This is a genomic window from Clostridium ljungdahlii DSM 13528 (assembly GCF_000143685.1).
GTDB lineage: Bacteria > Bacillota > Clostridia > Clostridiales > Clostridiaceae > Clostridium_B > Clostridium_B ljungdahlii.
Map to the genome: position 1 here is coordinate 4,527,028 of NC_014328.1, position 25,778 is coordinate 4,552,805.

26 protein-coding genes are annotated in these 25,778 nt (G+C 30.5%); 17 read left to right on the forward strand and 9 right to left on the reverse strand.

All coding sequences use genetic code 11. The annotated features are described in order from the left end of the window. Positions 1 to 104 precede the first annotated feature (104 nt). Together CLJU_RS20625 and CLJU_RS20630 are read left to right on the forward strand one after the other, a co-directional pair. Positions 105 to 758 (forward strand): HAD family hydrolase, encoded by a 654-nt coding sequence (locus CLJU_RS20625; RefSeq protein WP_013240757.1) that lies wholly within the window; start codon positions 105 to 107, stop codon positions 756 to 758. 64 nt (positions 759 to 822) lie between these two features. Then, positions 823 to 1,221 (forward strand): hypothetical protein, encoded by a 399-nt coding sequence (locus tag CLJU_RS20630; RefSeq protein ID WP_013240758.1) that lies wholly within the window; start codon positions 823 to 825, stop codon positions 1,219 to 1,221. Between the two features lie 38 nt (positions 1,222 to 1,259). On the opposite strand, the gene CLJU_RS20635 is transcribed toward CLJU_RS20630, so the two are convergent. The 3 genes from CLJU_RS20635 to CLJU_RS20645 all read right to left on the reverse strand — a co-directional run bounded on the left by CLJU_RS20635 (position 1,260) and on the right by CLJU_RS20645 (position 4,358). Next, the gene (locus CLJU_RS20635) at positions 1,260 to 1,970 is read right to left on the reverse strand and encodes a 2-phosphosulfolactate phosphatase family protein (RefSeq protein ID WP_013240759.1); all 711 of its coding nucleotides are present in this window, start codon (positions 1,968 to 1,970) and stop codon (positions 1,260 to 1,262) included. A 292-nt stretch (positions 1,971 to 2,262) separates the two neighbouring features. Continuing rightward, positions 2,263 to 3,195 carry a tRNA modification radical SAM protein MnmL/YtqA gene (gene mnmL / locus CLJU_RS20640; RefSeq protein WP_013240760.1) on the reverse strand — a complete coding sequence of 311 codons (933 nt, stop codon included), beginning with the start codon at positions 3,193 to 3,195 and terminating at the stop codon, positions 2,263 to 2,265. A 59-nt stretch (positions 3,196 to 3,254) separates the two neighbouring features. Continuing rightward, positions 3,255 to 4,358 carry a hypothetical protein gene (locus CLJU_RS20645; RefSeq protein ID WP_013240761.1) on the reverse strand — a complete coding sequence of 368 codons (1,104 nt, stop codon included), beginning with the start codon at positions 4,356 to 4,358 and terminating at the stop codon, positions 3,255 to 3,257. A gap of 415 nt (positions 4,359 to 4,773) precedes the next feature. On the opposite strand from CLJU_RS20645, the gene CLJU_RS20650 reads away from it, so the two are divergent. Together CLJU_RS20650 and CLJU_RS20655 are read left to right on the forward strand one after the other, a co-directional pair. Beyond that, positions 4,774 to 5,823, forward strand: a complete 1,050-nt coding sequence (locus tag CLJU_RS20650; RefSeq protein ID WP_013240762.1) for a YkvI family membrane protein — start codon at positions 4,774 to 4,776, stop codon at positions 5,821 to 5,823. Positions 5,824 to 5,901: 78 nt separating this feature from the next. Continuing rightward, a complete protein-coding gene (locus tag CLJU_RS20655; RefSeq protein WP_013240763.1) occupies positions 5,902 to 6,801 on the forward strand; it encodes a radical SAM protein in 900 nt (299 codons plus the stop codon). Positions 6,802 to 6,904: 103 nt separating this feature from the next. On the opposite strand, the gene CLJU_RS20660 is transcribed toward CLJU_RS20655, so the two are convergent. Both CLJU_RS20660 and murI read right to left on the reverse strand, forming a co-directional pair. Further along, the gene (locus tag CLJU_RS20660; protein ID WP_013240764.1) at positions 6,905 to 7,573 is read right to left on the reverse strand and encodes a helix-turn-helix domain-containing protein; all 669 of its coding nucleotides are present in this window, start codon (positions 7,571 to 7,573) and stop codon (positions 6,905 to 6,907) included. Between the two features lie 87 nt (positions 7,574 to 7,660). Continuing rightward, positions 7,661 to 8,446: a glutamate racemase gene (gene murI / locus CLJU_RS20665; RefSeq protein WP_013240765.1), complete on the reverse strand. Its 786-nt coding sequence runs from the start codon at positions 8,444 to 8,446 to the stop codon at positions 7,661 to 7,663. A gap of 341 nt (positions 8,447 to 8,787) precedes the next feature. On the opposite strand from murI, the gene CLJU_RS20670 reads away from it, so the two are divergent. Further along, positions 8,788 to 10,686, forward strand: a complete 1,899-nt coding sequence (locus CLJU_RS20670) for a type I glutamate--ammonia ligase (RefSeq protein ID WP_013240766.1) — start codon at positions 8,788 to 8,790, stop codon at positions 10,684 to 10,686. Positions 10,687 to 10,916: 230 nt separating this feature from the next. Here CLJU_RS20670 and CLJU_RS20675 read toward each other — a convergent pair whose 3' ends face one another. Beyond that, positions 10,917 to 11,465 carry a 2'-5' RNA ligase family protein gene (locus CLJU_RS20675; RefSeq protein WP_013240767.1) on the reverse strand — a complete coding sequence of 183 codons (549 nt, stop codon included), beginning with the start codon at positions 11,463 to 11,465 and terminating at the stop codon, positions 10,917 to 10,919. A 217-nt stretch (positions 11,466 to 11,682) separates the two neighbouring features. Between CLJU_RS20675 and CLJU_RS21955 the strand changes: the two genes are divergently transcribed. The 12 genes from CLJU_RS21955 (at position 11,683) to CLJU_RS20725 (ending at position 22,886) form a co-directional block, all read left to right on the forward strand. After that, a complete protein-coding gene (locus CLJU_RS21955) occupies positions 11,683 to 11,850 on the forward strand; it encodes a DUF1540 domain-containing protein (RefSeq protein WP_013240768.1) in 168 nt (55 codons plus the stop codon). 254 nt (positions 11,851 to 12,104) lie between these two features. Continuing rightward, positions 12,105 to 13,367, forward strand: a complete 1,263-nt coding sequence (locus CLJU_RS20680; protein WP_013240769.1) for a UDP-N-acetylglucosamine 1-carboxyvinyltransferase — start codon at positions 12,105 to 12,107, stop codon at positions 13,365 to 13,367. Between the two features lie 29 nt (positions 13,368 to 13,396). Then, complete coding sequence (locus tag CLJU_RS20685) at positions 13,397 to 14,182, forward strand: MBL fold metallo-hydrolase (protein WP_013240770.1); 786 nt, start codon at positions 13,397 to 13,399, stop codon at positions 14,180 to 14,182. A 63-nt stretch (positions 14,183 to 14,245) separates the two neighbouring features. Further along, positions 14,246 to 14,407, forward strand: a complete 162-nt coding sequence (locus CLJU_RS21960; protein WP_013240771.1) for a CxxH/CxxC protein — start codon at positions 14,246 to 14,248, stop codon at positions 14,405 to 14,407. A gap of 231 nt (positions 14,408 to 14,638) precedes the next feature. Beyond that, a complete protein-coding gene (locus CLJU_RS20690; RefSeq protein ID WP_013240772.1) occupies positions 14,639 to 15,139 on the forward strand; it encodes an SEC-C metal-binding domain-containing protein in 501 nt (166 codons plus the stop codon). A gap of 123 nt (positions 15,140 to 15,262) precedes the next feature. Then, complete coding sequence (locus CLJU_RS20695) at positions 15,263 to 17,080, forward strand: DUF4434 domain-containing protein (protein ID WP_013240773.1); 1,818 nt, start codon at positions 15,263 to 15,265, stop codon at positions 17,078 to 17,080. 244 nt (positions 17,081 to 17,324) lie between these two features. Then, a complete protein-coding gene (gene asnS / locus CLJU_RS20700) occupies positions 17,325 to 18,716 on the forward strand; it encodes an asparagine--tRNA ligase (protein WP_013240774.1) in 1,392 nt (463 codons plus the stop codon). A 102-nt stretch (positions 18,717 to 18,818) separates the two neighbouring features. Beyond that, positions 18,819 to 19,064, forward strand: a complete 246-nt coding sequence (locus tag CLJU_RS20705; protein ID WP_013240775.1) for a TM1266 family iron-only hydrogenase system putative regulator — start codon at positions 18,819 to 18,821, stop codon at positions 19,062 to 19,064. 298 nt (positions 19,065 to 19,362) lie between these two features. Beyond that, positions 19,363 to 19,827 (forward strand): dUTP diphosphatase, encoded by a 465-nt coding sequence (locus CLJU_RS20710; protein ID WP_013240776.1) that lies wholly within the window; start codon positions 19,363 to 19,365, stop codon positions 19,825 to 19,827. A 114-nt stretch (positions 19,828 to 19,941) separates the two neighbouring features. Beyond that, on the forward strand, positions 19,942 to 20,373 hold the full coding sequence (locus CLJU_RS20715) for a DMT family transporter (RefSeq protein ID WP_013240777.1): 432 nt from the start codon (positions 19,942 to 19,944) through the stop codon (positions 20,371 to 20,373). A 97-nt stretch (positions 20,374 to 20,470) separates the two neighbouring features. Beyond that, the gene (locus CLJU_RS20720; protein ID WP_013240778.1) at positions 20,471 to 21,364 is read left to right on the forward strand and encodes a selenium metabolism-associated LysR family transcriptional regulator; all 894 of its coding nucleotides are present in this window, start codon (positions 20,471 to 20,473) and stop codon (positions 21,362 to 21,364) included. A 322-nt stretch (positions 21,365 to 21,686) separates the two neighbouring features. Then, positions 21,687 to 22,886: a S8 family serine peptidase gene (locus CLJU_RS20725; protein ID WP_013240779.1), complete on the forward strand. Its 1,200-nt coding sequence runs from the start codon at positions 21,687 to 21,689 to the stop codon at positions 22,884 to 22,886. A gap of 73 nt (positions 22,887 to 22,959) precedes the next feature. Here CLJU_RS20725 and CLJU_RS20730 read toward each other — a convergent pair whose 3' ends face one another. From CLJU_RS20730 to accD, 3 genes are read right to left on the reverse strand one after another with little or no spacing between them, the layout of a single operon-like run. Next, complete coding sequence (locus CLJU_RS20730) at positions 22,960 to 23,907, reverse strand: phosphoglycerate dehydrogenase (protein ID WP_013240780.1); 948 nt, start codon at positions 23,905 to 23,907, stop codon at positions 22,960 to 22,962. A gap of 38 nt (positions 23,908 to 23,945) precedes the next feature. After that, a complete protein-coding gene (locus CLJU_RS22745) occupies positions 23,946 to 24,791 on the reverse strand; it encodes an acetyl-CoA carboxylase carboxyltransferase subunit alpha (protein ID WP_013240781.1) in 846 nt (281 codons plus the stop codon). A gap of 27 nt (positions 24,792 to 24,818) precedes the next feature. Continuing rightward, complete coding sequence (accD, locus tag CLJU_RS22750) at positions 24,819 to 25,694, reverse strand: acetyl-CoA carboxylase, carboxyltransferase subunit beta (protein WP_013240782.1); 876 nt, start codon at positions 25,692 to 25,694, stop codon at positions 24,819 to 24,821. Positions 25,695 to 25,778 lie beyond the last annotated feature (84 nt).

Below are 25,778 nucleotides of genomic sequence, written 5' to 3' on the forward strand. Positions count from 1 at the left end.
TTAAGCCACCTGCCTATTTTAGGCGTTTAACCCAGAAACCCCCTATGATCTTATTTTTATATTGCCATATTTTGATGTTATACTTAAAATGAGGTGATGTATAAATGCTTAAAAATATTAAAGGTGCTATTTTTGATATGGACGGCACTCTTATTGACTCTATGTGGATGTGGGAAAACATTGATGAAAACTATTTAGCAAGGAAAAAACTAAGGGTTCCTCCAAACTTAAAAAGTGATATAGAACATATGAACTTTTATGAAACTGCTGAGTATTTTAAAAACAAATTTAATATTTCTGATAGTATAGAAGAAATTCAAAAAGAATGGTATGATATGGCCATTTATGAATATTCTCATAATATCTCACTTAAACCAGGAGCTAAAGAGTTTTTGCTTTTATTAAAGAAAAAAGGTATTAAAATAGCTTTAGCTACAAGCAATTATAGAAAAATAACAAACGTATGTCTCAAAAAGAATAAAATATATGACTTATTTGACTCAATAATTACAGGCGATGAAGTTTCAAAAAGTAAGGCTTTCCCTGATATATATATTTGTGCTGCCCAAAAGTTAAATTTAAATTCAAAGGATTGTGTAGTTTTTGAAGATGTGCTGTGTGCCGTTAAAGGTGCAAAATCAGCAGGTATGACTGTAATAGGTGTACATGACCTATATTCTGAGTACCAGTGGAATGAAATAATAAACTATTCGGACATGCATATATCTAATTATAATGAATTAATGGAAGCAATATAATTTTCATTTTTAAGCACCTTATTGAATATACTAATATAAAAGTACTTAAATGAGGAGATTTAAAATGCTAGCTTTTTTATTCCTTCTAATTATAGCAGGAAATGCTGTTATTCTATACAAATTTAACGATAAGGTCTCAGTCCAGAGAAGACAAATACTTTCTTTAAAGTATGAAAATGATGATTTGAAATCAAAATTATCAAAACAAACTCCCAAGAAAATAGACATTAAATACGTCACTCCTCAATTTTTAAATGCAGTAGTTACTATAAGTGGAACTCTTCATCTTTCACCTATTTCAAACTCCAGTATAGTTAATACTTTAAAAGAAAATACTTCTTTAAAAATTCAAGATAGTGCCCAAATTCAAAGTCAACTTTGGTATGAAGTTTTTTTACCTGGAGACAACAGGTTGAATTCTAAAGGATGGATAAAATCTAATTATATAAGGATAATTGAATAAAGCCCTTTATTACTTAAAACTAGGGCTTTTTAACATTTCTATAATAACTTGATAACTCCATCTAAATATTCGGGAACACCTTTTATTATATCTTTCTTGCAGCAGTATTTTAAATCATCATACAAATCTAGCTGTTGTATCCTTTTGTAGTGAGATGCATTTTGTATAAATCCTACAATATCTGGATTCTTTTCATAAACGTATAATGCTGTTTTGGATATATCTGTAAGTTCCACCTCTGTCTTTTCCAATATACGCTTTATTATATATCCGCTGCATATAAAATCGTCCATAGAAAATTGTCCGCTTGTTCCAGAATTAACTATCGTTACATCATTTCTTAAGCTTACTAGCTTATCTGCCACCTTAGCTCCATTTATAAGGGCTCCTATTAGCATATTTTTTGCTGCAGCACTTCTTTTTATTGCTCTAGTTCCATTAGTTGTAGTCATTATAAGAATTTTATCTTTTACAACTTCTCTAGTATACTCAAGTGGAGAATTTGAACAATCAAACTCTGGTATTTTTAAGGCATTTCTCTCCCCTCCAAGTATATATTTTTTCCTATCTCTCCCTGCTATTTCTAGAGCTTCTTCTACAGTTAGAACAGGTATCACTGCCTTACATCCATTGTCCATAGCCGTAGTAATTACTGATGTTGCCCTAAGCATGTCCACTATCACCACAGACTTGTCCACAATTTTCTCATCTTTTATATCATCTGCTGATATTATTACATCTATCTTCAATTTTCAATTTCCTCCTCTAAAAGTAATCATGTATTATTTATATCTCAACTTTTACATATATAAAATTTTGACTTAATATAAAAAACTTATGAAGCAATTTTTTTAAAGAGCAAAGTGCAAAGTTTAAATATCAAATAAGGATATTTTTCTTCCTAACGTCAGAAAATATTAAAATTATAGATTTCCTAAGGTACGAGGGAAATCATCTTTATCTGTTCTTTGTTATTTGAACTTTGTTATTTTCAAAAACTTTACTTCGCAATATTTTAAACTGTGAAAGTTGAATAATTAATTACTTCTTATTATCCTCGCAATATATTCCCTGATAGATGTTCCTATCCTTCATAGTTTTGTCTATGTCATTTAGAACTTCCCACTTTTTAAGGCTCCATTTAGGTCCTATAAGTAAATTTCTAGGGGCATCTCCAGTTAACCTGTGAATTACAATATCCGGCCTGGTATTTGACAGTGCTGAGCATATTACATCTACATAGTCTTCTTGACTCATAAGCTTCAACTGTCCTTCGTTATACAATTTTACAAGAGGAGTATGTTCCATTAAGTGAAGCAAATGGAACTTTACTCCCTGTATATCCTGAGTTGATACATATTTTACTGTATTCATCATAATGTCTTTATTTTCATAGGGCAGTCCCATTATTAAATGAACTACCACTTCAATTCCTATTTTTCTTAAATTTTTTACGGATCTTTCAAAAGTTTCTAATTTATATCCCCTGTTTATCTTTTCTGCTGTAAAATCATCGGAACTTTGCAGGCCAAGCTCTACCCAAGTATAAATTTTATTATTAAATTTCTCAAGTAATTCCAACACATCATCTCCAAGGCAATCAGGTCTAGTAGCTATTGCAAGACCAACTACACCTTCTTGATTTATAGCTTCCTCATACTTCTGCTTTAGTATTTCTACAGGAGCATAAGTATTTGTATATGCTTGAAAATAGGCTATATACTTTCCATCTTTCCACTTCTTATTCATCATTTGCTTTATACCCTGAAACTGATTTGATATAGATACATTCCTATTTCCTGCAAAATCCCCAGATCCTTTTTCACTGCAAAATATACATCCGCCTGTACTTATAGTACCGTCTCTATTAGGACAAGAAAATCCACCATCCAAAGATATCTTAAATACTTTACATCCAAATTTTCTCCTCAAATAATAATTCAAACTATAGTATGTTTTGTCTCCCCACAGCATTCTAACCCTTCATCCTCTCAATCTCCCAATAAATAATACATTGTCATTATATCACAATATTACATTTTCACTGCTTTAAAATTCTTTAAGCTTAACTTCCACTTACCAGTTAGTTTAGAAAGCGATTCACTACTATTATTTTTTGGTGTAACATCAAAGTTTAATATATCTTCATCAAAAGAGGAAAAAACTACATCCACTTTATCAAGAGGAAATTTTTCTTCAAACTTGTAATCCACTATATCTCCTGAATTTGCCTTATAGAGTCTTATACAATGCCCTATATTTGCATTTGTATATTGTGCCATGACAAACTTCTCATCTTGAGAAAATGTTACAAATTCTACTTTAGAACCCTTTAGAAGATCTAAAGTAGTTATATTTTTACCTACTGTTTTCTCGACTTCACCCTTTTTACCGCCTTCTCCTCCATCCTTACTATCACCGCCATCACCCTGTTGTCCGTCAGAATCTTGGGATTGTGCTGACATGCTTTCATCTATTTTTATTACACCTATATATGAATCTTTGTTATAAGTAACCATTGCCATGTTATCTCCTGTATAGGAAAAATCAATTATGCCAAAGTTGTTTTTTGGTACAGCAGCCTTATCTATATTTACCTTATCATCTTTTGGGAATACATAATTAGGTACATTTGTTATATCTATTACTACATTTGTCTTTACATCATTTTTATTTCTCATTTTTATTTTATCTTTTTCAATAAATGCTTCCCTATCGACAACATCACTAGTCTTATCAATCTTATAGTCATTACCTTCCTTTACTACTTTTATAGAATATTCATCTAACACTGCAAAAGGTTTGCTTAAATCTACTCTTGCCACCTTTACCTTAAATTGACCCGACTTTCCAATTTCACTGCTGTCACTTAAACTATATCCAACAATTTTTAGATTTTGATTTTCACTCTTTATGGGACTTTTTAAGAGTTCTTTGGAATATAATTTTTTAATATTCTCAACATCACTTTTCATGAGATATTTCATATAAGTATCTACCGTATTGCCTGCTGCTTTCATATCAAAACTTTCATTTGACTCTTTAGTATCTTCTTTTTTATTTAAATTGCATCCGCATATTAAACTACAAGAAAAAATTATAAGTACTAAGGTACAAATTATACTTCTTTTTCTCATATATTTCCTACTCTCAGTTTTTACTCTGCAGTAGAAATTCACCTCCTTCTATTAAGTTAAGTAATTTTGAAAGAAATAACTAGTTATCATGCCAGCCTATTTTCTTTCAAATGTCTTAACTAATTCACTTAAACTTTATTTTTCCCGTAAATAAAATTTTAATTTATAATTCATTATTTTTATATGTTATTTATATATTTATATATAGGACATATTTATCCGATGACTACCTGCTCTAATACTCCTACTTCTTCAAGTTGGAGTAAAAAGCAGCTACGTCCCTGGATAACGATTTCTAAACATCAGTTGGAGTCAAAACTCCATCTGATGCCAAGGACTCTGTTTATCCGATGGCTGCCTTTTCGGAAAAGTGGACATAAGTAAAATTAAAAATTATATTACTGGAGGTATATTTTTGAGTAAAGAGATTATTTTGATTTTCCAAGTAGCCGCTGTATTTATAGGTACAATAGTTGGTGCTGGCTTAGCATCAGGACAAGAGATAAGCCAATTTTTTACCCAATATGGTTACAAAAGCTTCATAGGTATATTGATCTGCTGTATTGTATACATAATAATGTCAATTATAATAATTAACATAAGTAAAAAATATAAGTTAAACTCTTATGACGGCCTCATATCCCTAGTAAGCCCTGGGTTTTTGGGTATAGTTACCAACTCCTTAACTACTTTTTTCTTAATTGGTGGATCAGCTATAATACTTGCTGGAAGTGGTGCCCTAATTCATCAATACTTTAGGGTATCACGGTGGATAGGTATAATATTTATGATATTTATAGCTATAATTATACTATTTAGAGATACTAAAGGTCTGCTTGAAATAAATTCAGTCATAGTTCCTTCACTTATACTAGTAATAGTAACCTTGTTTATATTGTATTTAGCTTTTTATAAAAACTTAAATGTATCTAGCTTAAAAAACATAAATTGCTGTAAAAGAAGCTGGCTTTTCTCTTCATTAATATACTCCGGCTTTAATATGTTATCTTGCAGCGGCGTTTTAGTACCTTTAAGTCTTTCCATAAACAAAAAGAAAAGTCTTATTGCAGGTTCTATTATAGGCTCCCTAATCCTTACAATACTGGTTTTTATAATAAACTTCATGCTAATTTTGAATATACCCTATATATTCAAATATGAAATTCCTCTCCTATACATAGCTAATCGTTTTGGAAAAATATTAGAAATAGTACTGCTTGCTATAATTTGGTTGGAGATGTTTTCTACAGAGGTATCTAATATATATAGTGTAGGAAAGAATTTTGAAGAAGTATTTAATATACCCTATAAAAGCTCAGTAATTATAATAATATTAATTACAATTCCTGTATCCCAAATTGGTTTTGTAAAACTAATTTCATTTTTATATCCTGCTTTTGGTTTAGTAAGTCTTATATTTATAGTACAATGTATTGTTTTTTATCTTAGAAATTATAATAAATGAATTTCTCCTTTATGTTATAATTAAAAAGCTATACTCATATTGATTTTTAATTATCTAGACTTTAAAGGAAGTGCTTTTATGCAAAACTATTTGGAAAATTGCATCTTATGTCCTAGATCCTGCAAAGCAAACAGATTAAAAGGCTCAACTGGCTTTTGTAATGCTGGCAAAAATGTAAAAATAGCCAAAGTATCCTTACACAAGTGGGAAGAGCCCTGCATTTCTGGTATTAATGGTTCAGGAACTGTATTTTTTTCTAATTGTAATCTAAGATGTGTTTTTTGTCAGAATCACACTATAAGTGCTGAAAACATAGGAAAAGAAGTATCCATAAAAAGACTTAGTGAAATTTTTCTAGAACAACAGGATAGAAATGCCCACAACATAAATTTAGTTACTCCAACCCATTACATTCCACAAATAATTGAAGCCCTGGATACAGCTAAATCAAAGGGGCTTCATCTACCAGTATTATTCAATACTAATAGCTATATAAATGCAGCTACTTTAAAAGACCTAAAAGGATATATAGATGTGTATCTTCCTGATTTAAAATATTTTAACAACAAATATGCAGTTAAGTATTCCCATGCCCCCGGCTACTTTAGCTATGCTTCAAAAGCCATAGAAGAAATGTTTAACCAAGTAGGCGCTATAAAATTTGATAAAAACGGCATGGTAACAAAAGGCGTTATAATACGGCACCTCATGCTGCCCGGTTTATTATTTGACTCAAAGAAAATAATAGATTATATATACAATACCTTTGGAGATTCAGTTTACATAAGCATAATGAATCAGTATACACCTATGTATAATTCTTATAAGTTTCCTGAAATAAATAGGCCTTTAAGCCCAAAGCACTATGATTCATTTATAAATTATTGTCTATCTCTAGGGATAAAAAATGCATTTATTCAAGAGAGTACAAGTTCTTCTAAAAGTTTTGTACCTGACTTCAACTTAGAAGGAATTTAAATTAGAAATTGGCCAGAATAGAATCTCTGTTCCTATCCTAGCCAATTTCATTATATTTTGTATTTACCTAGCTGCATCCTAAATATTCATCTTTAATTCCAAGTTAAAGTTTTATTTCAAGTCTATCCAATTTAGCAATTATCTTTAAACTTTTAATCTCAATAGTTTCTGTTCTTATACCACTTCTGCTGCTAATAAGAAGCACCTTATTACTATCCAATTTCTTTATCTGTCTCAATTCCCTTTTTCCGCTATACTCTACTAGATATATGGAATTATTATAAATTTCTCCTGTACTATGTACAAAAACTAAATCTCCCCTTTGTATTCTAAATCCTTCCATATCATCACTTTCTACTTGCACATACATCACTTTATCCTGAGCATATCCTTCTATTTTATTATCAATCAACGGAAGCTGTCTAAATCCTACTACTGTTCTCATATCATATTTATAAATAGGTACCTTTTTTAAAACAGATCCAAAAGCTTCACTCCAAACGTCCTGCACTTTTTCCTTCTTAGTTATTGGAGAAGATTTTGGAGTTCTATCTTCTTTATATACTTCCTCTTCAAAAGACATGGTTATATCATTTATACTTTTACCTAATATTTTGGAAAGTTTATCAATTATATTTTGATTTACTATTCTCTTTCCAGATTCCGCTTCATTTATAAATTTCTCTGAAACTCCCAGTTTTTTAGCTAACTGTTTTTGACTAATACCCATTTCAGTTCTTGCTAATTTTATTTTTTGTCCTACTCTATTCATTTTCTCCTCCTAATTTAATAGATTTTGAATAGTATCTTTCTAATTTTGAATTATTATTTGAACTTTGATATTTGAACTTTAAACTTTCTATATACTTCCCTCTTTTAAAAGTTTATAACTCAATTGTATTATAAATTCACTGTCCATAGAATTAAATATTGTCACTTTTCCTGCTTTATTCTTATTATTTTTTATATGATATTTAACAAGCTGTCTTTTAAGTTGCTCTACAGTACCCTTGCTTCCATCTATTATAGGGATGTCCTCATTTAAAATTTTACGTATGCTTTTCTTTACAAACGGGTAATGAGTACATCCTAATACCACTGCTGCAATTCCTTCATCTTTTAGTGAATTTAGCTTTTCTTTTAAATAGCCTTCTACTTCCTCTCCTTCTGTCTTACCCTGTTCAATAAGTTCTACTAAACCAGGACATGGCAGTGGTTGTATCGATGATCTACTTTCATACTTTTTCATAAGATTACTAAACTTTCTTTCTGAAAGGGTCATAGTAGTTGCCATTATTACTATTTTACCTTTTCTATTAAATTCTACTGCAGGTTTTAAAGCTGGTTCTATGCCTATAATAGGCATAGATTTGCTATATTTTTTTCTCAAATCTATTATTGCTGCACTAGTTGCAGTATTACAAGCCACAACCAACGCCTTTATGTTCTTTGTTAATAGAAGCTCTACTGCATTAAAAGTAAGTCTTTTTACCTCTTCTGCAGTTTTTACCCCATAAGGAGCCATTTTAGAATCTCCAAAATACACAAAATCTTCATTTGATAAGATTTTAACTGCTTCTTTTAAAACACTTATTCCACCTATTCCAGAATCAAAAAAACCAATAGGTCTATCTTCTAAATCCACTCTATCACCTCATTATTCTAATCAAAAAACTTTCTATGTTCATTATATATTATACATTTAAACTATACAAAAAAAATCTAAAAAACTAAATTATGAGTATAATTAATCGTTTAAATCTACAACATAAGTATGTTATAAATTTCTTGCTTTCTTATTAATATTGCAATTACAATTATAAATTCCTTCAAAATTCTATTGACATATATCAATATTAATTATAAAATCATAGATATATAAAATTGAGTTATTAAAATAACGAAAGTAGCAATTTATTAGGTGTAAAAATATTAGAGTATTAAAAATGAGATACTCTTCTAATTATTTATAGGAGGAATGGAATTATGTTAAAAGATCTAGTGTATGTAGTGCCTAAAGAAACGCACTCAGAGGAAAATTTAAAGAAAATGCTAACTGCACATTCAGAAATAAAATTTGTGTCCCTTATAGGTATAGATCTTTCTGGTAACAACACTGATGAGAAAATCCCTATTGAGGTCTTTTTGAAAGATATAAATGGCTTTTTAAATGGAGCAATTCAAACTGATGGTTCATCTGTAGTTCTTCCAGGAATAGCAACTCTAAACAATGCAAAAGTAGATATGTTGCCTGATCTTGATGTAAATTGGTATGTAGAATACAATGACGAAAATGTTGACCTTGAAACAAATAAGCCTGTTGGAACACTGAGAATTCCTTGTTTCCTATATCATGAAAACAAAGCAGTAGATTCTAGATACGCTCTAAAAAATTGTGTAGAACATTTCAAATCAAATCTCTTAGACTTATTTAAAAAATACCCTAGTACCATATCATCTTTCGGAATAAAATATGAGGATATAGATGATGTAATTGCTACTTGTGCTACAGAACTAGAATTTTGGGTAATGACACCTAACGATAAAGCACACACTGAAGAATTATTCACATCTCAGGAACTTCAAGAACAGTATTGGACTAGAACAAAAGGTATAGTAAAAACAGCCTTAGAGAAAACTCTGTTAAATATGAACTTATACGGTTTAAAGCCTGAAATGGGACATAAAGAAGTAGGCGGTGTAAAGGCTAAAGTAGATAAATCAGGAAACTTCAATCATGTAATGGAACAATTAGAAATAGACTGGAAATACTGTACTGCTGTTCAAGCAGCAGATAATGAATTACTTGTAAAAAATATAGTTGAAGAAACTTTTAGAAGCAATGGATTAGATGTTACTTTCCTTGCTAAGCCTATTGAAGGAGTAGCTGGCAGTGGAGAACATACCCATATAGGAATAGCATTACAGCTTAAAAATGGTAAAGTTATAAATCTATTTTCTTCTACTAAAGAACACTTCTTAAGTATTTTTGGATATGCTTCTGTAATGGGAATACTTAAAAACTACGAAGTTATAAATCCTTTTGTTTCTAACACTACTGATTCCCTCAGAAGATTAAAACCTGGATTTGAAGCACCTATATGTATAGTAACTTCTCTAGGTCACTCTGCAGAGATTCCTTCAAGAAACAGAACTGTACTTATAGGGGTTATAAGAGATTCTGCAAATCCTTTAGCTACAAGATTTGAATTAAGAGCTCCAAATCCTCACACAAACACCTATTTAGCTGTAACTACATTATATTTAGCTATGATGGACGGAATAAAATATGCAGTTACAAATGAAAAAACAGAAGATGACTTATTAAAGGAACTTTCCAAGAAAGCTGAAGATGATGCAGATTATTTAGAAAAAGGAAGAGCATATAGAAGTGAGGAAAATGTATTTGAATCCTTTACTGATGAAGAAAGGGTAAGATTATTTGGTACAGCCCCTGCAACTGTATATGAAAATCTCAGCGCTCTCGATAAATACCCAGAGAAAAAAGCTGTCCTAACTGCAGAAGGTGTATTAGATGAGAAATTAATAAACAGCTTTAGATTAGGAGCTACAACTAGATGGCTAATAGAACTAAATCATAGAATATTAAATGATTACTCCAATGAAATAAGAAATTGTAAGATGTTACATTCCATAGATAAAGCTTTAGATCTAGATGTAGCTAATTGGCAAAAAATAAATGACTTAAGATATTACTTAATGAAAGATTCATATTCTAATAAAAGCTTATTTACTAGAATAAAACTTGCATCAGAAGCTGGAGATTACGAAGAAGTATCTAAACTTCAAGTAGAAGCTGAAAATAAAATTGCTGAACTCAAAGATTTATACTCAAGTTATAAGAAAAATTTATTAGATATCTAAATATCAATGAATCTTACTTAGTGGGAAAAGTGACTATGACCAAATCTTTGATTTGATGATAGTCGCTTTCTCTTTAGAGTTTTATTTCTCTCACTAAGTTTAGATGAATTATCTAGGGGCGTAGCTACTGTTATCTCCCACTTTGATAGAAGTGAGAGTGTTACAGTAGGTAGCCATCAGATAAAGAAGGTAGTAAACTTAAAGTCTACTACCTTTTTAATCAAATTATATTAAAAATCCCTTAAAGGAAAATTTTTTATAAGTGTTTCCTTTCTATTATTTATAGGTTTCCAAAGTGCTATTCTATCTATTCGAGCCATTTTATAAGTTTCATCTTTTTTCCCATTATTACAAGCTGAAACATACTCTTTGGATGTCAATTCCTTAATGGAGTAATTTGTATTTGCAAGTACAGTATGTAAACCCCAATCATTTCCATTTTCTTTAACATCAAACTTATAAAGCTTTAAAGTTTCATTTATCTGTCTTGCCAGTCTTATTACATATCCTTTATTTTCTACCTTTAAATTAACAGACTTATAAGATTGATTAAAACAAATAGCTTCATTCACTTTTACTTTAAACTTCTTATAAGGTTTTAATATATCAGAAACAATCTTAGTAAATTTCTCTATATCTGGATTTTCCACAGCTCCAAGAGTTATATGTAAAGGTGGTATATTTTTATACAGTCTATACTTTCTACATATATTCCTTTGTATATGCTCAATATAAGAATAAGAATCCTTATCAAACAAAGCTACTAAATAATATTTCATTATTTTCTCAATCCCCCAAATTAATTTTACAAAAATGTATAGTATGTAACTAACATTATATCACATAATTATCATTCTTATAGCATTAAAAATTACCAGTAATTATAGGTATATAAAATATGTCTAAGTGTAAAAATACTAATGTTATAAAATTTACAAAAAGAAAGAGGTGAAATCCTGCTTTAAAATATATTTATCTTTTAAAAGCAGGTGTATTATGAATAATACTGAAAATAATAGTATTGGATGTATAGTAAATGAATGCAGATTTCATGCAAAGAATACAAACTATTGCACTCTCGACAAAATACAAGTTACAAAGCATGAATCTATGGCTAAAGACGTACAATGTACTGACTGTGGTAGTTTTATGAAACAAGAATAATTATTCTCCACAGTATCTATCTTAAACAATAAAAACTTAAAATTAGAGCCCAGCTTTGTCATTAAAGCTGGGCTCTAATTTTAAGAATAATTGATCTCACTTATATTATAATTTAAGAGTATCATTCATATTTTCAAATTTTATGTTAAAATAACACAAAATTATGATATAATAAATTTTGTGTAATATGAATTAAATTTGAGATTTTCTAAACTTTATATAAATATAAATTTGTGATAAGGATGGATACGTGAATGGATAAATTGGTAATTAATGGTGGAAGGCCTCTTTCCGGTTTTATAGAAATTAACGGTGCAAAAAATGCTGCTGTGGCAATATTACCGGCATCAATAATGGCCAGTAAAGGACTATGCTCAATTGATAATATACCTAATATAGAAGACGTCCACTGCATAGAAAGAATTCTTGAAAGTTTAGGCTGCGAAATAAAAACAGGTAAAAATTCAGTAGTAATTGATAGTACTACTATAAATAGTATAGATGCAAACACTGATGATGTACGAAAAATGAGAGCTTCTTATTATCTCATAGGCGCACTGCTGGGCAGATTTAAAAAAGCTAGGGTTGAACTGCCAGGAGGATGCCCTATAGGGGTTAGACCTATAGATCAGCATATAAAAGGATTTGAAGCTTTAGGCGCCCAAGTTAAAATTAAACACGGTTGTGTATTAGTAGAAGCTAAAAAATTGATTGGAACAAGTATATTTTTTGACGTAGTAAGCGTAGGAGCCACTATAAACGTAATGTTAGCTGCTTCCCTTGCAGAAGGTGTAACTACCTTAGAAAATGTAGCAAAAGAACCCCACGTAGTAGATGTAGCAAATTTCTTAAATAGCATGGGTGCAAATATAAAAGGTGCAGGCACTGATATAATAAGAATAGTAGGGGTTAAAGAACTAAAAGGTTGCTCCTATAGTGTTATACCAGATCAAATAGAAGCTGGTACATATATGATTGCAGCAGCAGCTTGCGGTGGAGAAGTAGTTGTACAAAATGTTATACCTAAACACCTGGAATCTATATCAGCAAAGCTTATAGAAATGGGAGCTGAGGTAATAGAAGATGGTGATTCTGTTACTGTAAAATCAAGTGGAAAATTAAAGGGTGTAAATATAAAAACCCAACCTTACCCTGGATTTCCTACAGATGTACAACAACCTTTAAGTACTCTTTTAACCGTAGCAGAAGGAAGAAGCATTATAAATGAAAGTATATGGGAAAGTAGATTTAAGCATGTAGATGAGCTCAAAAAAATGGGTGCCAATATTAAAGTAGAAGGTAGAACCGCTATTATAGATGGCGTAAGTAAGCTCAGTGGAGCTATTGTAAAAGCAACAGACTTAAGAGCTGGTGCTGCAATGGTTATAGCTGGCCTTATTGCCGAGGGCACTACTGAAGTTTTAAGTATTAAGCACATTGATAGAGGATACCCCAACATAGAAGATAAATTTAGAGCTCTAGGTGCCGATATAAAGAGAGTATCTTATTCTGAGTAATACAAATATTGTTAATAGGGAGATTTATTATGATTTTTTGTCCTTTATACAGCGGCAGCAGTGGAAATTCCATATTTATAGCATCTGATAATGCTAAAATTCTGATAGATGCAGGACTTTCTGGTAAAAGTATAGAAAATGCTCTTTTAAAAATTGGACATAAGCCAAATGACATAGACGCCATACTAGTTACCCATGAACACAGTGACCATATTAAAGGTGTAGGTGTGTTATCTAGGAAATATGATATACCTATATATGCAAACACCCTTACCTGGAAAGCCATGTTAAAATCTATAGGCAAGATAAAAGAGCATAATATTAAAATAATTTATGACAATTATATAAACATAAAAGACATGGACATAGTAAGTTATGGTATATCCCATGATGCTGCAGATCCTTATGGATATGCAGTTAACTGCAAAAACAAGAAAGCATGTGTAGCAACAGACTTAGGTTTTATGTCAGATCACATCAAAGATATATTAAAAGATTCAGATTTAATTCTTTTAGAAAGTAACCACGATGTAGAAATGTTAAAGTTTGGACCTTATCCCTATGATTTAAAAAGGAGAATTCTAAGTAAAGTAGGTCACTTATCTAATGATGACTGTGGAATGGTCATCCCAGACATTTTAAATGGAAAATTCAAAAGAATTATTTTAGGACATTTAAGTAAAATAAATAATTATCCTGAATTGGCCTATGAAACTGTAACAAATAGTTTAAGAGAATGCGGTATTAAATTAAATACTGATGTAAGTATATCCATGGCAAGACGTGATCAGCCCAGCAATTATATAAGCTTTTAAAAGTATGGGAGGGTTTTATACCGTTAATTTTGTCTTGTGAAAACTGTCAGGAGTGATATTAGAATGGAAAGAGAAACTACATACTGCTGTGATCATCATGTTGACATAGCTTTTGATGACTTTTTGGTGGATAATGAAACTTTTCCCTATTTGGTGAATATAACAGGTCATAAGTGTACTTATTGCAACAAAGAGGCCTCTTACGCCTTAAAATCAAGACCTTAAAAAGGAATTGCAAAATATAATAATTTTTATTATAATACCTCAGTATAGGTTTTTTATTAAAGAGATTTTTAACTTAGACAAAATATTTAAAATAGAAGATAAATGTGGTTGTTTTAGGCAAAGGCTAGCATTGTATTAATACAAATTAGTCCTTAAATTAGAACACCTATATATTTATCTGTAGTTTGAAGGGAGGTACTGCTGTAAAAAATGTATGCAGCAGGATAAAGTATGAGTTTGTATGAAGATTGGACAAATATGGTTGTAAATTTTGTAAAGTCAAAAGGTGAAGCTGCCTTTTGGAAAGAATATGGCTCAATTGAAAAAAATATTTATACAAAAATTTTATCTGAACATGAGGGCACTATAGATGGAGCTATAAAGGATTTAGCAAAAAAATTTGAAACTTCAGAAGTATTTTTTATGGGATTTTTAGATGGAATAAATGACAGTCTTGAAAAACCTTTAGTTCTTGAAGACTTAAATGTAGATTCAAAGATTGCTATAAAAATTAATTTTGAAAAATTGTACTTTAACATGTTAGATGCCAAAGCTGATTATCTGTATGATCTTCCTCAGTGGGAGTCTATATTTTCAAATCAAAAAAGAAGAGAAATACATAAACAATGGGTTTCTTCTAAAACCATAGTAAATAAAACTAAGGTTGGTAGAAATGATCCTTGTCCATGCGGCAGCGGTAAAAAGTATAAACAATGCTGTGGCAAAAAATAAGCATATGATTTTCATGTTTAATTTGGAGTAAGCTTTTTAAAGTTTGCTCCATTTTTATTATTATATTATATGTATTATTATTAAATAAACCTTAAGTTTTCATAAAGGAGGGATTTTATAAATATGAAAAATAAAAAAGCTATACTAATAGTTTCAATTTTAGCAATTGCTCTTTTTACGTTTATTTATTTTAATAGCCCACTCAAGTCTAATAAAAATTACCCCATAGTCACCGGATCATTTATTCAGTTAGATCTAACTCAAAATTGGTCCGATAGTGATTGGAAGAAGGAGCTAACATATCTAAAACAAAACAAAATGAATTATTTGGTGCTCTCTGGTGTTTCCCAAACTAATGGCAACATTACTAAGATTTCATATAAAAATTCAAACACAAACTACCCAAAATTATATCCTAATGTTGATCCTGTGGATTTATGTTTAAAAAATGCCCAAAAATTAAACATGAAAGTTTTTATGGATACCAACTATAACGATGAGTGGTGGCAAATATCTCCTGAAAACTCCGCCTGGTTAAATTCTCAAATGGAAAGAAGTAGTCTTATAGCTGATGATTTATATAGGAACTATCACCGTAAATATCCTAATGCTTTTTATGGATGGTACTTTCCCTATGAAGTAGACAATGCCAAATTTAATAAATTCAATAAGTATGACTATCTAATAAATGCTATAAATGTCCACCTTAAAACTCTTAGTGAAAGAAACGAGCGTCTTCCTATTTTATTATCTCCTTTCATGAATTCATCTGCAGGTACTGCCAAAGAATATGAAGCAGACTGGAAATATGTATTTTCAAAAACAAACTTTAGAAAAGGAGATGTATTTTGTCCTCAAGATTGCGTAGGAAGTGGCAGACTAAAACTAGAAGAAGTTAATTCATGGTATACTGCCCTTAGAAAGGCTGTAGACAGCAAACCTGGCATGTTATTTTGGGCCAACGCTGAAAACTTTGATTATGCCAATAACTCCAGTGCACCTTTAGACAGATTTTTAAAACAACTCACTTTGGAACAGCCCTGCGTGGATAATATAATATGTTTTTCTTACAGCCATTATTATAGTCCAAATAATATAGACAGTGGCTTTAATGAAGCATATTCTTATTATGTAAAAAAAGGAAAACTTCCTATAAAAAAATTAGATATTCCCCAAAATTTAACTGTATCAACTATAGAGAAAAATAAGTTTAAAATAACTTGGTCAAGCCCTAAAAACTCTAATAATATTTGCGGCTATGAAATTTACAGAAACGGTACCCTAATTTCTCGTATTATGACCCAAAGGAAATATGGGGGTAATCCTCAATCTTTTACTAAATCCATTACAGATATACCTTTACTACGGGAAGATACAAAACATTGTACTTATGAGGTAAGATCTCTAGGTTTTTCAGGCAATGTATCAAAACCTTCAAAGCCTGCAGTAGTTGCAGTGGATTCTATAAAAAAGCTTCCGAACTTGCTTTCAAGGAATTGTACTTATACCTTGCTTCCTATGCCCCACGAAAATTACAATGATGCAATGCTTAAAAAACTTACTGACGGAAAGTTTGCTTCTGTAAATTCAGTAAAAGACAAAGCTTTGGTAGGTTGGTACACTAAACCCATAGATATAACTATAGACCTAGGAAGCTCAAAACAAGTGGAACAATTCATGGTAAGTTATTTTAAAGACACAATTTCTTGGGCTGAACTTCCTGATAGAGCTTCTATTGCCGTATCTGAAGATGGTGTAAATTTTACACCTGTAGGACTTTTTAGGATTCCTTCTGTACCTTTTTCAGATAGATATGGTTCCAAATATCCACTATATTTAACTTTGTCCAGGCCTATAAATGCAAGATACGTAAAACTGACTTCTGTTACTAAACCTAATTATTATACTTTTATAGATGAATTTGAAGTACGAGGTAACTAAAAACACCACTGTACATATGTTTAATGTAAACTTTTCGTTTGCATACCTATTATATTATTGTATAATATAATAGAATGTGACTAAATAACGATTCCTAAGCATCAGATCGAGTTAAAACTCCCTCTGATACCAAGAACCTATTTATAAAGTTCATGCTAATCTTAAAAGCTGTGTATTCAGTTAATCCAATATTTTAAAGCAGTTATGAAAATTTAAAATACAATGTACCTATGGAGGAAAATTTATGGAAACCACATTGATAAGATCTCTTTATAGAGAAACTGAAAAATTTGTAAACAAAGATATTAAAATTTCAGGCTGGATTAGAACCCTAAGAGATTCTAAATCATTCGGCTTTATAGAATTAAATGATGGATCATTTTTCAAAAACATTCAAATAGTCTTTGATGAAAAATTGCCTAACTTTAAAGAACTAACAAAATTAGCTATCAGTTCATCATTGTCTATAGAGGGCACCTTGGTTCTTACACCTAACGCAAAACAGCCTTTTGAAATACAGGCCAAGGAAATAACATTAGAAGGTAATTCATCTTCAGACTACCCTCTTCAAAAGAAAAGACATACTTTAGAATATCTTAGAACCATCGCTCACTTGAGATCAAGAAGCAATACTTTTTCTGCAGTATTTAGAGTTCGTTCTATAGCCGCCTATGCAGTTCATAAGTTCTTCCAAGAAAGAGGATTTGTATATGCAAACACACCTTTAATAACTGGAAGTGACTGTGAAGGTGCTGGAGAAATGTTTAAAGTAACTTCTATGGATTTAAATAACATTCCTAAAAAGGAAGATGGCAGCGTAGACTATTCAAAAGACTTCTTTGGCAAAGAAACAAATTTAACTGTAAGTGGTCAATTGTCCGCAGAAACTATGGCTCTTGCTTTTAGAAATGTATATACCTTTGGTCCTACTTTTAGAGCAGAGGATTCAAATACAGCTAGACACGCTGCTGAATTTTGGATGATAGAACCTGAAATGGCCTTTGCTGAATTAAAAGATTATATGGATGTAGCAGAGGAACTAGTAAAGTATGTAATAAATTACGTGCTTGAAAACGCACCAGAAGAAATGGCCTTTTTCAATTCTTTCATAGATAAAACTTTATTTAGTAGATTAGATAATGTAGCTAATTCAGAATTTGGTAGAATAACTTACACTGAGGCTGTAGATATATTAAAGAAAAGTGGGGCATCATTTGAATATCCAGTAGAGTGGGGTATTGACCTTCAAACAGAACATGAAAGATATCTAACTGAAAAGGTATTTAAAAAGCCTATATTTGTTACTGATTATCCAAAAGCCATAAAAGCATTTTATATGAGAGAAAATGAAGATGGTAAAACAGTTGCAGCTGCAGATCTTTTGGTACCAGGAGTAGGAGAAATAATTGGAGGAAGCCAAAGAGAAGAACGATATAAAGTTCTTGAAAAAAGAATAGAAGAGCTTGGACTTAATAAAAAAGATTATTGGTGGTACTTAGAACTTAGAAAATATGGAGAAACTAAACATTCTGGTTTTGGCCTTGGGTTTGAAAGAATACTAATGTATATAACTGGTATGTCTAATATACGAGATGTAATTCCATTTCCTAGAACAACTGGTTCTGCTGAATTTTAACGCACTAATTGTTAGGCATTTTGAAAGAAACAACTAGTCAGTATGCTAGACTATTTTTAACTTGTTATTTTCTTTCAAATGCCTTAAGGGGGGTAATATTGTATGGAAAAAAGAATAGGTGTAGTTGGTATAGTAGTAAACGATCTTGAAAACTCTCCAAAAGTAAATACTATACTTCACTCTTTTTCAAATATCATAGTAGGAAGATTAGGTATTCCATACAGAGAAAGAAACGTTTCAGTTATATCAGTAATAGTAGACGGTACTTCAGATGAAATAAGTTCCATGACCGGCAAGTTAGGTAAACTAGATGGAATAACGGTAAAAACTGCTATAACTAAAAAGTAATTTTATTAAATAAGAATAAGAATAAGACTTCTAAAATTTGCATAAAATTAAGGAGGTCTTATTTTTGTGTTTAAAATAACCTTACATACTAGAATTGCTTTGTAAACCTTTTATTTTTGACATCAAAATTACTTTATACGAAAAATTATAAAAATTTATAAATTTTTATAATTTTTTTCATTGTAACCGGTTGCACATTGTTTCAATATTTATTAAATTTCGCTAAAATATAATATGTAGGAAAAGTCATTGTAAAAAAATTTTATAATAATTATATATAGAGAAAGGCGGCCTATGCATGAATATAGTAAAATTATTTGAATTACAAGAAAATTTAAATAGCAGAATTAGAAATAACACTTCTATAAAAAAAGATTCTTTAATTTCAAAGGAAACTCTTGCACTTCAAGTAAAGATGGCTGAACTGGCTAATGAAACCCAGTGTTTTAATTTTTGGAGTAATGATGTAACTGCAAACAATGATTTAATTTTAAAGGAGTATATAAATTCTTTAAATTTTATATTAACTCTAGGACTTGAAAAAGAATTTACTGATATTAAAATAAACATAAAAACCAACGATGGAGATATTACATCTCAATTTTTAAATTTATATATTGATATAAACGACTTTATCGTCTGTTCATCTAAGGATCATTACATAACTTTATTCGAAGATTTTTTGAGTTTAGGATACAGCCTAGGTTTTTCTACTAAAACTATAGAAAATGCTTACTACTCTAAACATTCTGTTCTTATGTAAATAATTTTAATTTCTAATATTCTCAAGTGCATAGCCTTGAGAATATTTTTTTACAAATAAAGTTTTAATAATATAGATCTCCTATGGTTAAACTACTGTGGGAGGCGATATAAATTGTTTGGTATACTTTATTCAATAGTAGCAGGAGTAAGCATGAGCATTCAGGGTGTATTTAATACTAGATTGAGCGATAAATTAGGGCTGTGGATCACAACTACAATAGTTCAAGGTACTGGATTTGTAATAGCTCTTATGTTAGCTTTTTTCAGCAAAAAAAACACCTTGCAAAACATAGGCTGCTGTAAAAAGTTATATCTTTTAGGTGGGATTTTAGGTATAATCATAACAGTAACTGTAATACAGGGCATTAAATTTCTAGGACCAACTCATTCTATTGCAATAATTTTAGTTGCTCAACTTGCTACTGCAGCCTTAATTGATTTTTGGGGACTGTTTGATTCCCAGAAAATAAGTTTTACAACAAATAAAATAATAGGATTAATTATGATGGTTCTAGGCATAATTATACTTAAATGGAGAAGCTAGTAATTTTTAATATATTAGACTAATTAATTAAATAAATATATAATTAATACAGGATATGTTAAAAAACTAAAGTTACCATTTTGAGGGGGAATCTTTAATGGATTTTAAACAGATAGAAGCTTTTATAAATGTAGCCAAATTTAAAAGCTTTTCAAAGGCTGCAAATTTCAGTTTTTTATCCCAGCCTGCCATTAGTTCTCACATTTCTATTTTAGAAAAAGAATTAAAAGTATACTTATTTGACAGGACTCCTAAAGAGGTACATCTTACTCCTGCAGGAGAATCTTTTCTAAACTTTGCATTAGAACTTTTAGAAATCCGTGATAACGCCATATATACATTAACTAATTTCAATGAAACTATAACTGGTAATTTAAAATTAGCTTCTAGTACTACTCCTTGTAACACCTTAGTTCCTTCCTTAATAGAAAAATTTCATAATATACATCCTAGTGTAACCTTCGATGTATTAGAATTAAACTCTTCAAAAATAATTGATAACATAATAAAATTTAATTTTGAAATTGGATTAATAGGAGAACCTATAGACGATGAAAAAATTGAAAGTTATGAATTAACTAAAGATGAGCTAGTGATTATATCTCATCCTTCCTTTAACTTTCCTGATATTATAGACATGCCTTCCCTTTTTAAATACAATTTTATATTAAGAGAAAAAGGTTCTGCTACAAGAAAGACCTTTGAAGATGCCTTAACAAAAAATGGATATAGCATTTCTCACATAACTTCAAGTTTAGAAGTAAATAATATAAGTACTCTTATACAATTTGTAAGAAAAGGATTTGGTATAGCTGTAGTTTCAAAAGAAGTACTTAAAAATTATGTATCCCTAGGACTTGTAAAGGAAAGTACTATAAAAAATATTCCACTAACTAGATCAATATATCTTATTATAAGTTCTAAAAGATCCCTTACTCCAACAGCAAAATCATTTTTTAACTTTTGTAAAAAATGTTTTAAGATAGATTAGTATGATATAGGGCCCTTCTTTCATAAATTAACTTATACATAAAATTTTTTTAAAGAATAAAGTTCAAAGTTCAAATATCAAATATCAAATAAGGATAATTTTCTTTCTAACGTCAGAAAATATTAAAATTATAGATTTCCTGAGGTACGAGGGAAATCATCTTTATCTGTTCTTTGTTATTTGAACTTTGTTATTTTCAAAAGCTTTGCTTCGTAATTTTTTTAAACTGCTAAAATTGAGTTTTTAATTATCATTTATATCTATAGCACATATACTGTAATAAGCATTATAATATATTGTAATAAATTTTAAGGAGAATAATATGTTTTCCATAAAAAGCAAATTGGAACTTAACCTAAAATTATCAATGGACAAGGGATTATATAAAACTTACAGAGTTATAATAAAATGCAATTCCCTTATGGAAACTATAGAAAAAAAGGTAAAGCTGTACAACGGTAAAATAATACGTTCAATTCCAATTATAAATTGCATATGTGCTACCTTAACCTCCCGTTCTATAAACAGGATAATAGAATTTCCTCAAGTACGTTATGTGCTAAATGACTGCTGTGCTCTACTGTGCGCTAATAATAGCGTGCTTGCTTCAAATGGTGTAGTCTTTGAAGGTAACTATAAGCTCACAGGCAAAAATGTGTGTATAGGGTTAATAGACTCAGGTTCTTACCCTCATCCAGATCTTTTGAATCCTAAAAATAAGATAACAAAATTTGTGGATTTAATAAACTCATATAAATATCCCTATGATGACAATGGACATGGTACTTTTATGAGTGGAATTATGTGCGGCAGCGGTATTGAGTCCAAAGGACTATATAAAGGTATTGCAGAAAACAGCAGTATTTACTCTATAAAAGCCTTTAATGCCCTAGGTAAAGGCTATGTATCGGATATATTATTTTCACTTCAACTATTATTGAATGAAAGCTCAGATGAAAAAATAAAAATAATTTGCCTTCCCTTTGAACTAGATATTGATAATCATTTCATACTATCCTTATTTGAAAAAATGTTTCAAATAGCTGTTAAATTAAACATAACAATTATAGTGCCGTCTGGTCACCAAGGTAACCTTCAAGGCAGCATAAAAGGCATTGCCACTTTAAACAATTGTATAACTGCTGCAGGTATTGATACAACTTTTAAAGATCCTAAATCCTATAAATACTCTTCTTGCGGTCCTATTAATAAAGTTCAAAAACCTGATCTGAGTGCTGCCTGCGTAAATATATGCTCTATAAACTCAAATACACAATATATACCCCAGCGAAATGGAGCAAAACTATATCCAAAACCGCTTGAAAATCCATATGTATATTATACTGGTACCTCCTGTGCCGCAGCCTATATAAGTGGTGTATGTGCCTTACTGTATGAAAATAATCCTGAGCTCACTTTCAATGATCTAAGTTCTCTTTTAAAAATATCCTGCAACCTACTCAACGTACCAAAGTGGTGTCAAGGTTCTGGTATGCTAGATTTAAATAAATTATTGCCTTAAATATAAAATAACTACAAATGAATAGTTTGATCTATTCTTTGTAGTTTATCATTTAACAAAATATAATTTAATTCTAATAACCCTTATTTATATCTACTATGTTTACTAATTTGTCTCCTGATGCATACCTTTTTAGATTATCATAAATCATATTAAATCTCCTAATGTCAACTTGATCCGATACCCAAGAATTATGAGGCGTTATAGTTACATTTTCAAATTTCCAAAAAGGACTACTCTCATCTAAAGGCTCATTTTCTACCACATCTAAAGCAGCTCCTGCTATTTTCCCATTTTTTATATTCTCTAGCAAAGATTTTTCATCTAATATAGATCCTCTAGCAATGTTCACTATGTAAACTCCATTTTTCATACTTTTAAATAAGTTTTCATTTACTAAATGATTAGTTTTCTTAGTATAGGGAATAGACACTACTACTATATCAGATAACTTTAACATATTTTCTACATTTTCCAAAGAAAAACACTTATCAAAATATTCCACGTCACTACCCTTTGTATTTAAGCCTAAAATTTTTACACCAAATGGTTTCAATCTACTTGCCGCTTCTTTAGCTATACTACCTGTGCCTATAAATCCTACCGTTTTGCCCCACAACTCCAATATTCCCATATCCATTTTCCAGATCTTATTTTTTTGTTTTTCATAGAATTTCTGGCTGTGTTTCAGCATTTCTAATATCTTTAATACTATCCATTCCCCCATAGGTATGCTATATCCACCCTTATTATTAGTCAAGATTATATTTTTCTTCCTAATATCATCCTTGGGAGCCTGATCTATTCCAACACTAAAAAGCTGTATCCATTTTAGCTTGTTCATTTTACCTATATCTAGAGTTTTAAAAGGATCATAGCATAATAAAACCTCTGCTTCCTTAAATTCATCCTTATAATACAAATTGTCATCTTCAACTACTTCTATGTCATATCCCAATCTTTGTATGCCACTGATACTTTTCTTACCAAAATCACGAGTACACAGTAATTTAATTCCCATAAGACTCACCCCTATAAAATCAAATACCTAACATCCAGCTATTCCATAAACTTACCCATTTTTCTAAATTTATTGTATCTTTGTTCAAGTAATTCCTCTTTAGACCTTTTCCTAAGTATGCCTATTTTTTCTATAAGTTCTTCTTTTATGGTGCAGGACATTTTATCTACATCCTTTTGTGCCCCTCCTGCAGGTTCCTTTAATATCTTATCTATTATACCGTATTTTTTTAAATCTTGAGCTGTAATTTTCATAATCTCAGCTGCTTCCTTAGCTTTGGAAGCATCTTTCCATAGTATACCTGCAAAACCTTCTGGGGTTAAAATAGAATATATAGAATTCTCCAGCATCCAAACTGAATCCGCTACAGCAAAAGCAAGAGCACCTCCGCTTCCACCTTCTCCAACTATTATAGATATTATAGGTACTCTTAAATTAAACATCTCCATCAGATTTTTGGCTATTGCCTCTCCCTGTCCTCTTTCCTCTGCTTCCATGCCGCAAAAAGCTCCAGGTGTATCCACAAAACATATAATAGGCCTATCAAATTTATCTGCCTGCTTCATGAGTCTTAATCCTTTTCTATATCCGTCAGGCTCCGGCATACCAAAATTTCTCTTTATATTCTCCTGTGTATTCCTACCTTTTTGCTGGGCCACAATGGTTACAGGCTCACCATTTAACAATCCAATGCCTCCTACTACAGAAGGATCGTCATTAAAATATCTATCTCCATGAAGCTCCATAAAAGAGTCAAATATTCTATTTATATAATCAAGTGAAGTTGGCCTTTCTATCATTCTAGCTAAAGTAACCCTATCCCACGCACTTTTACTCTCAAATTTTTTATTAAAAATTTTTTGAACCTTTTCTAATTTTTCCATATAAGAGCTTCCTTTCATTTAGAAAATTTACCTATTCCTATTATGAATATACAATATCTTCTTCAAGGTACTCTTTAAATTTTCCCTTGAAACTATACTATCTACAAATCCATGTTTTAATAGAAATTCTGCACTTTGAAATCCATCGGGAAGTTTTTGCTTTATGGTCTGCTCTATTACTCTCTTTCCTGCAAATCCAACAAGTGCTCCAGGTTCTGCTAAAATTATATCACCAAGCATAGCAAAACTTGCTGTAACTCCACCAGTAGTAGGATCTGTAAGAACCGATATATATAAAAGTCCTGCATCATTCAACCTGTTTATAGCTCCACTTATCTTTGCCATTTGCATTAATGAAAAAATACCCTCCTGCATTCTAGCGCCTCCAGAAGCTGTAAAAATAATTAGAGGTATTTTTAACTCAATAGCTTTTTCTACAGCTCTAGTAATTTTCTCTCCTACCACGGAACCCATGCTTCCCATCATAAAATTACTATCCATAACACAAATTACTGCAGACTCTCCTCCTATAGTACCCTTTCCTGTAATTACAGCTTCTTTGAGGTTAGTCTTTTTCTGCATATTGCTGATTTTATCTTCATATCCTTTAAATCCTATAGGATTAGTAGACGTCATGTTTTCATCAAATTGGCAAAAGCTATCCTTATCTGTTATAAGATCTATTCTTTCTTTAGCATTCATCCTAAAATGATGCTTGCAATACTGGCATACCCTATTATTTTTTTCTAGATCCTGCTTATATAGTACCTTACCACATCCATCACATTTTACCCACATTCCATTTGGTATACTTGGCTTTGAATCTAAATCTTCATGGATATTATTTAAAGCCCTCTGACTAACTGTAATATATTTTGTTTTTTTAAAGAATTTATTTAACAAGCTTTATCACCTCTCTTATAAGATTGACCACCAAATCGTAAATAGTCAATTTATTTTATAGTAAAGCAATATAACTATTTTACT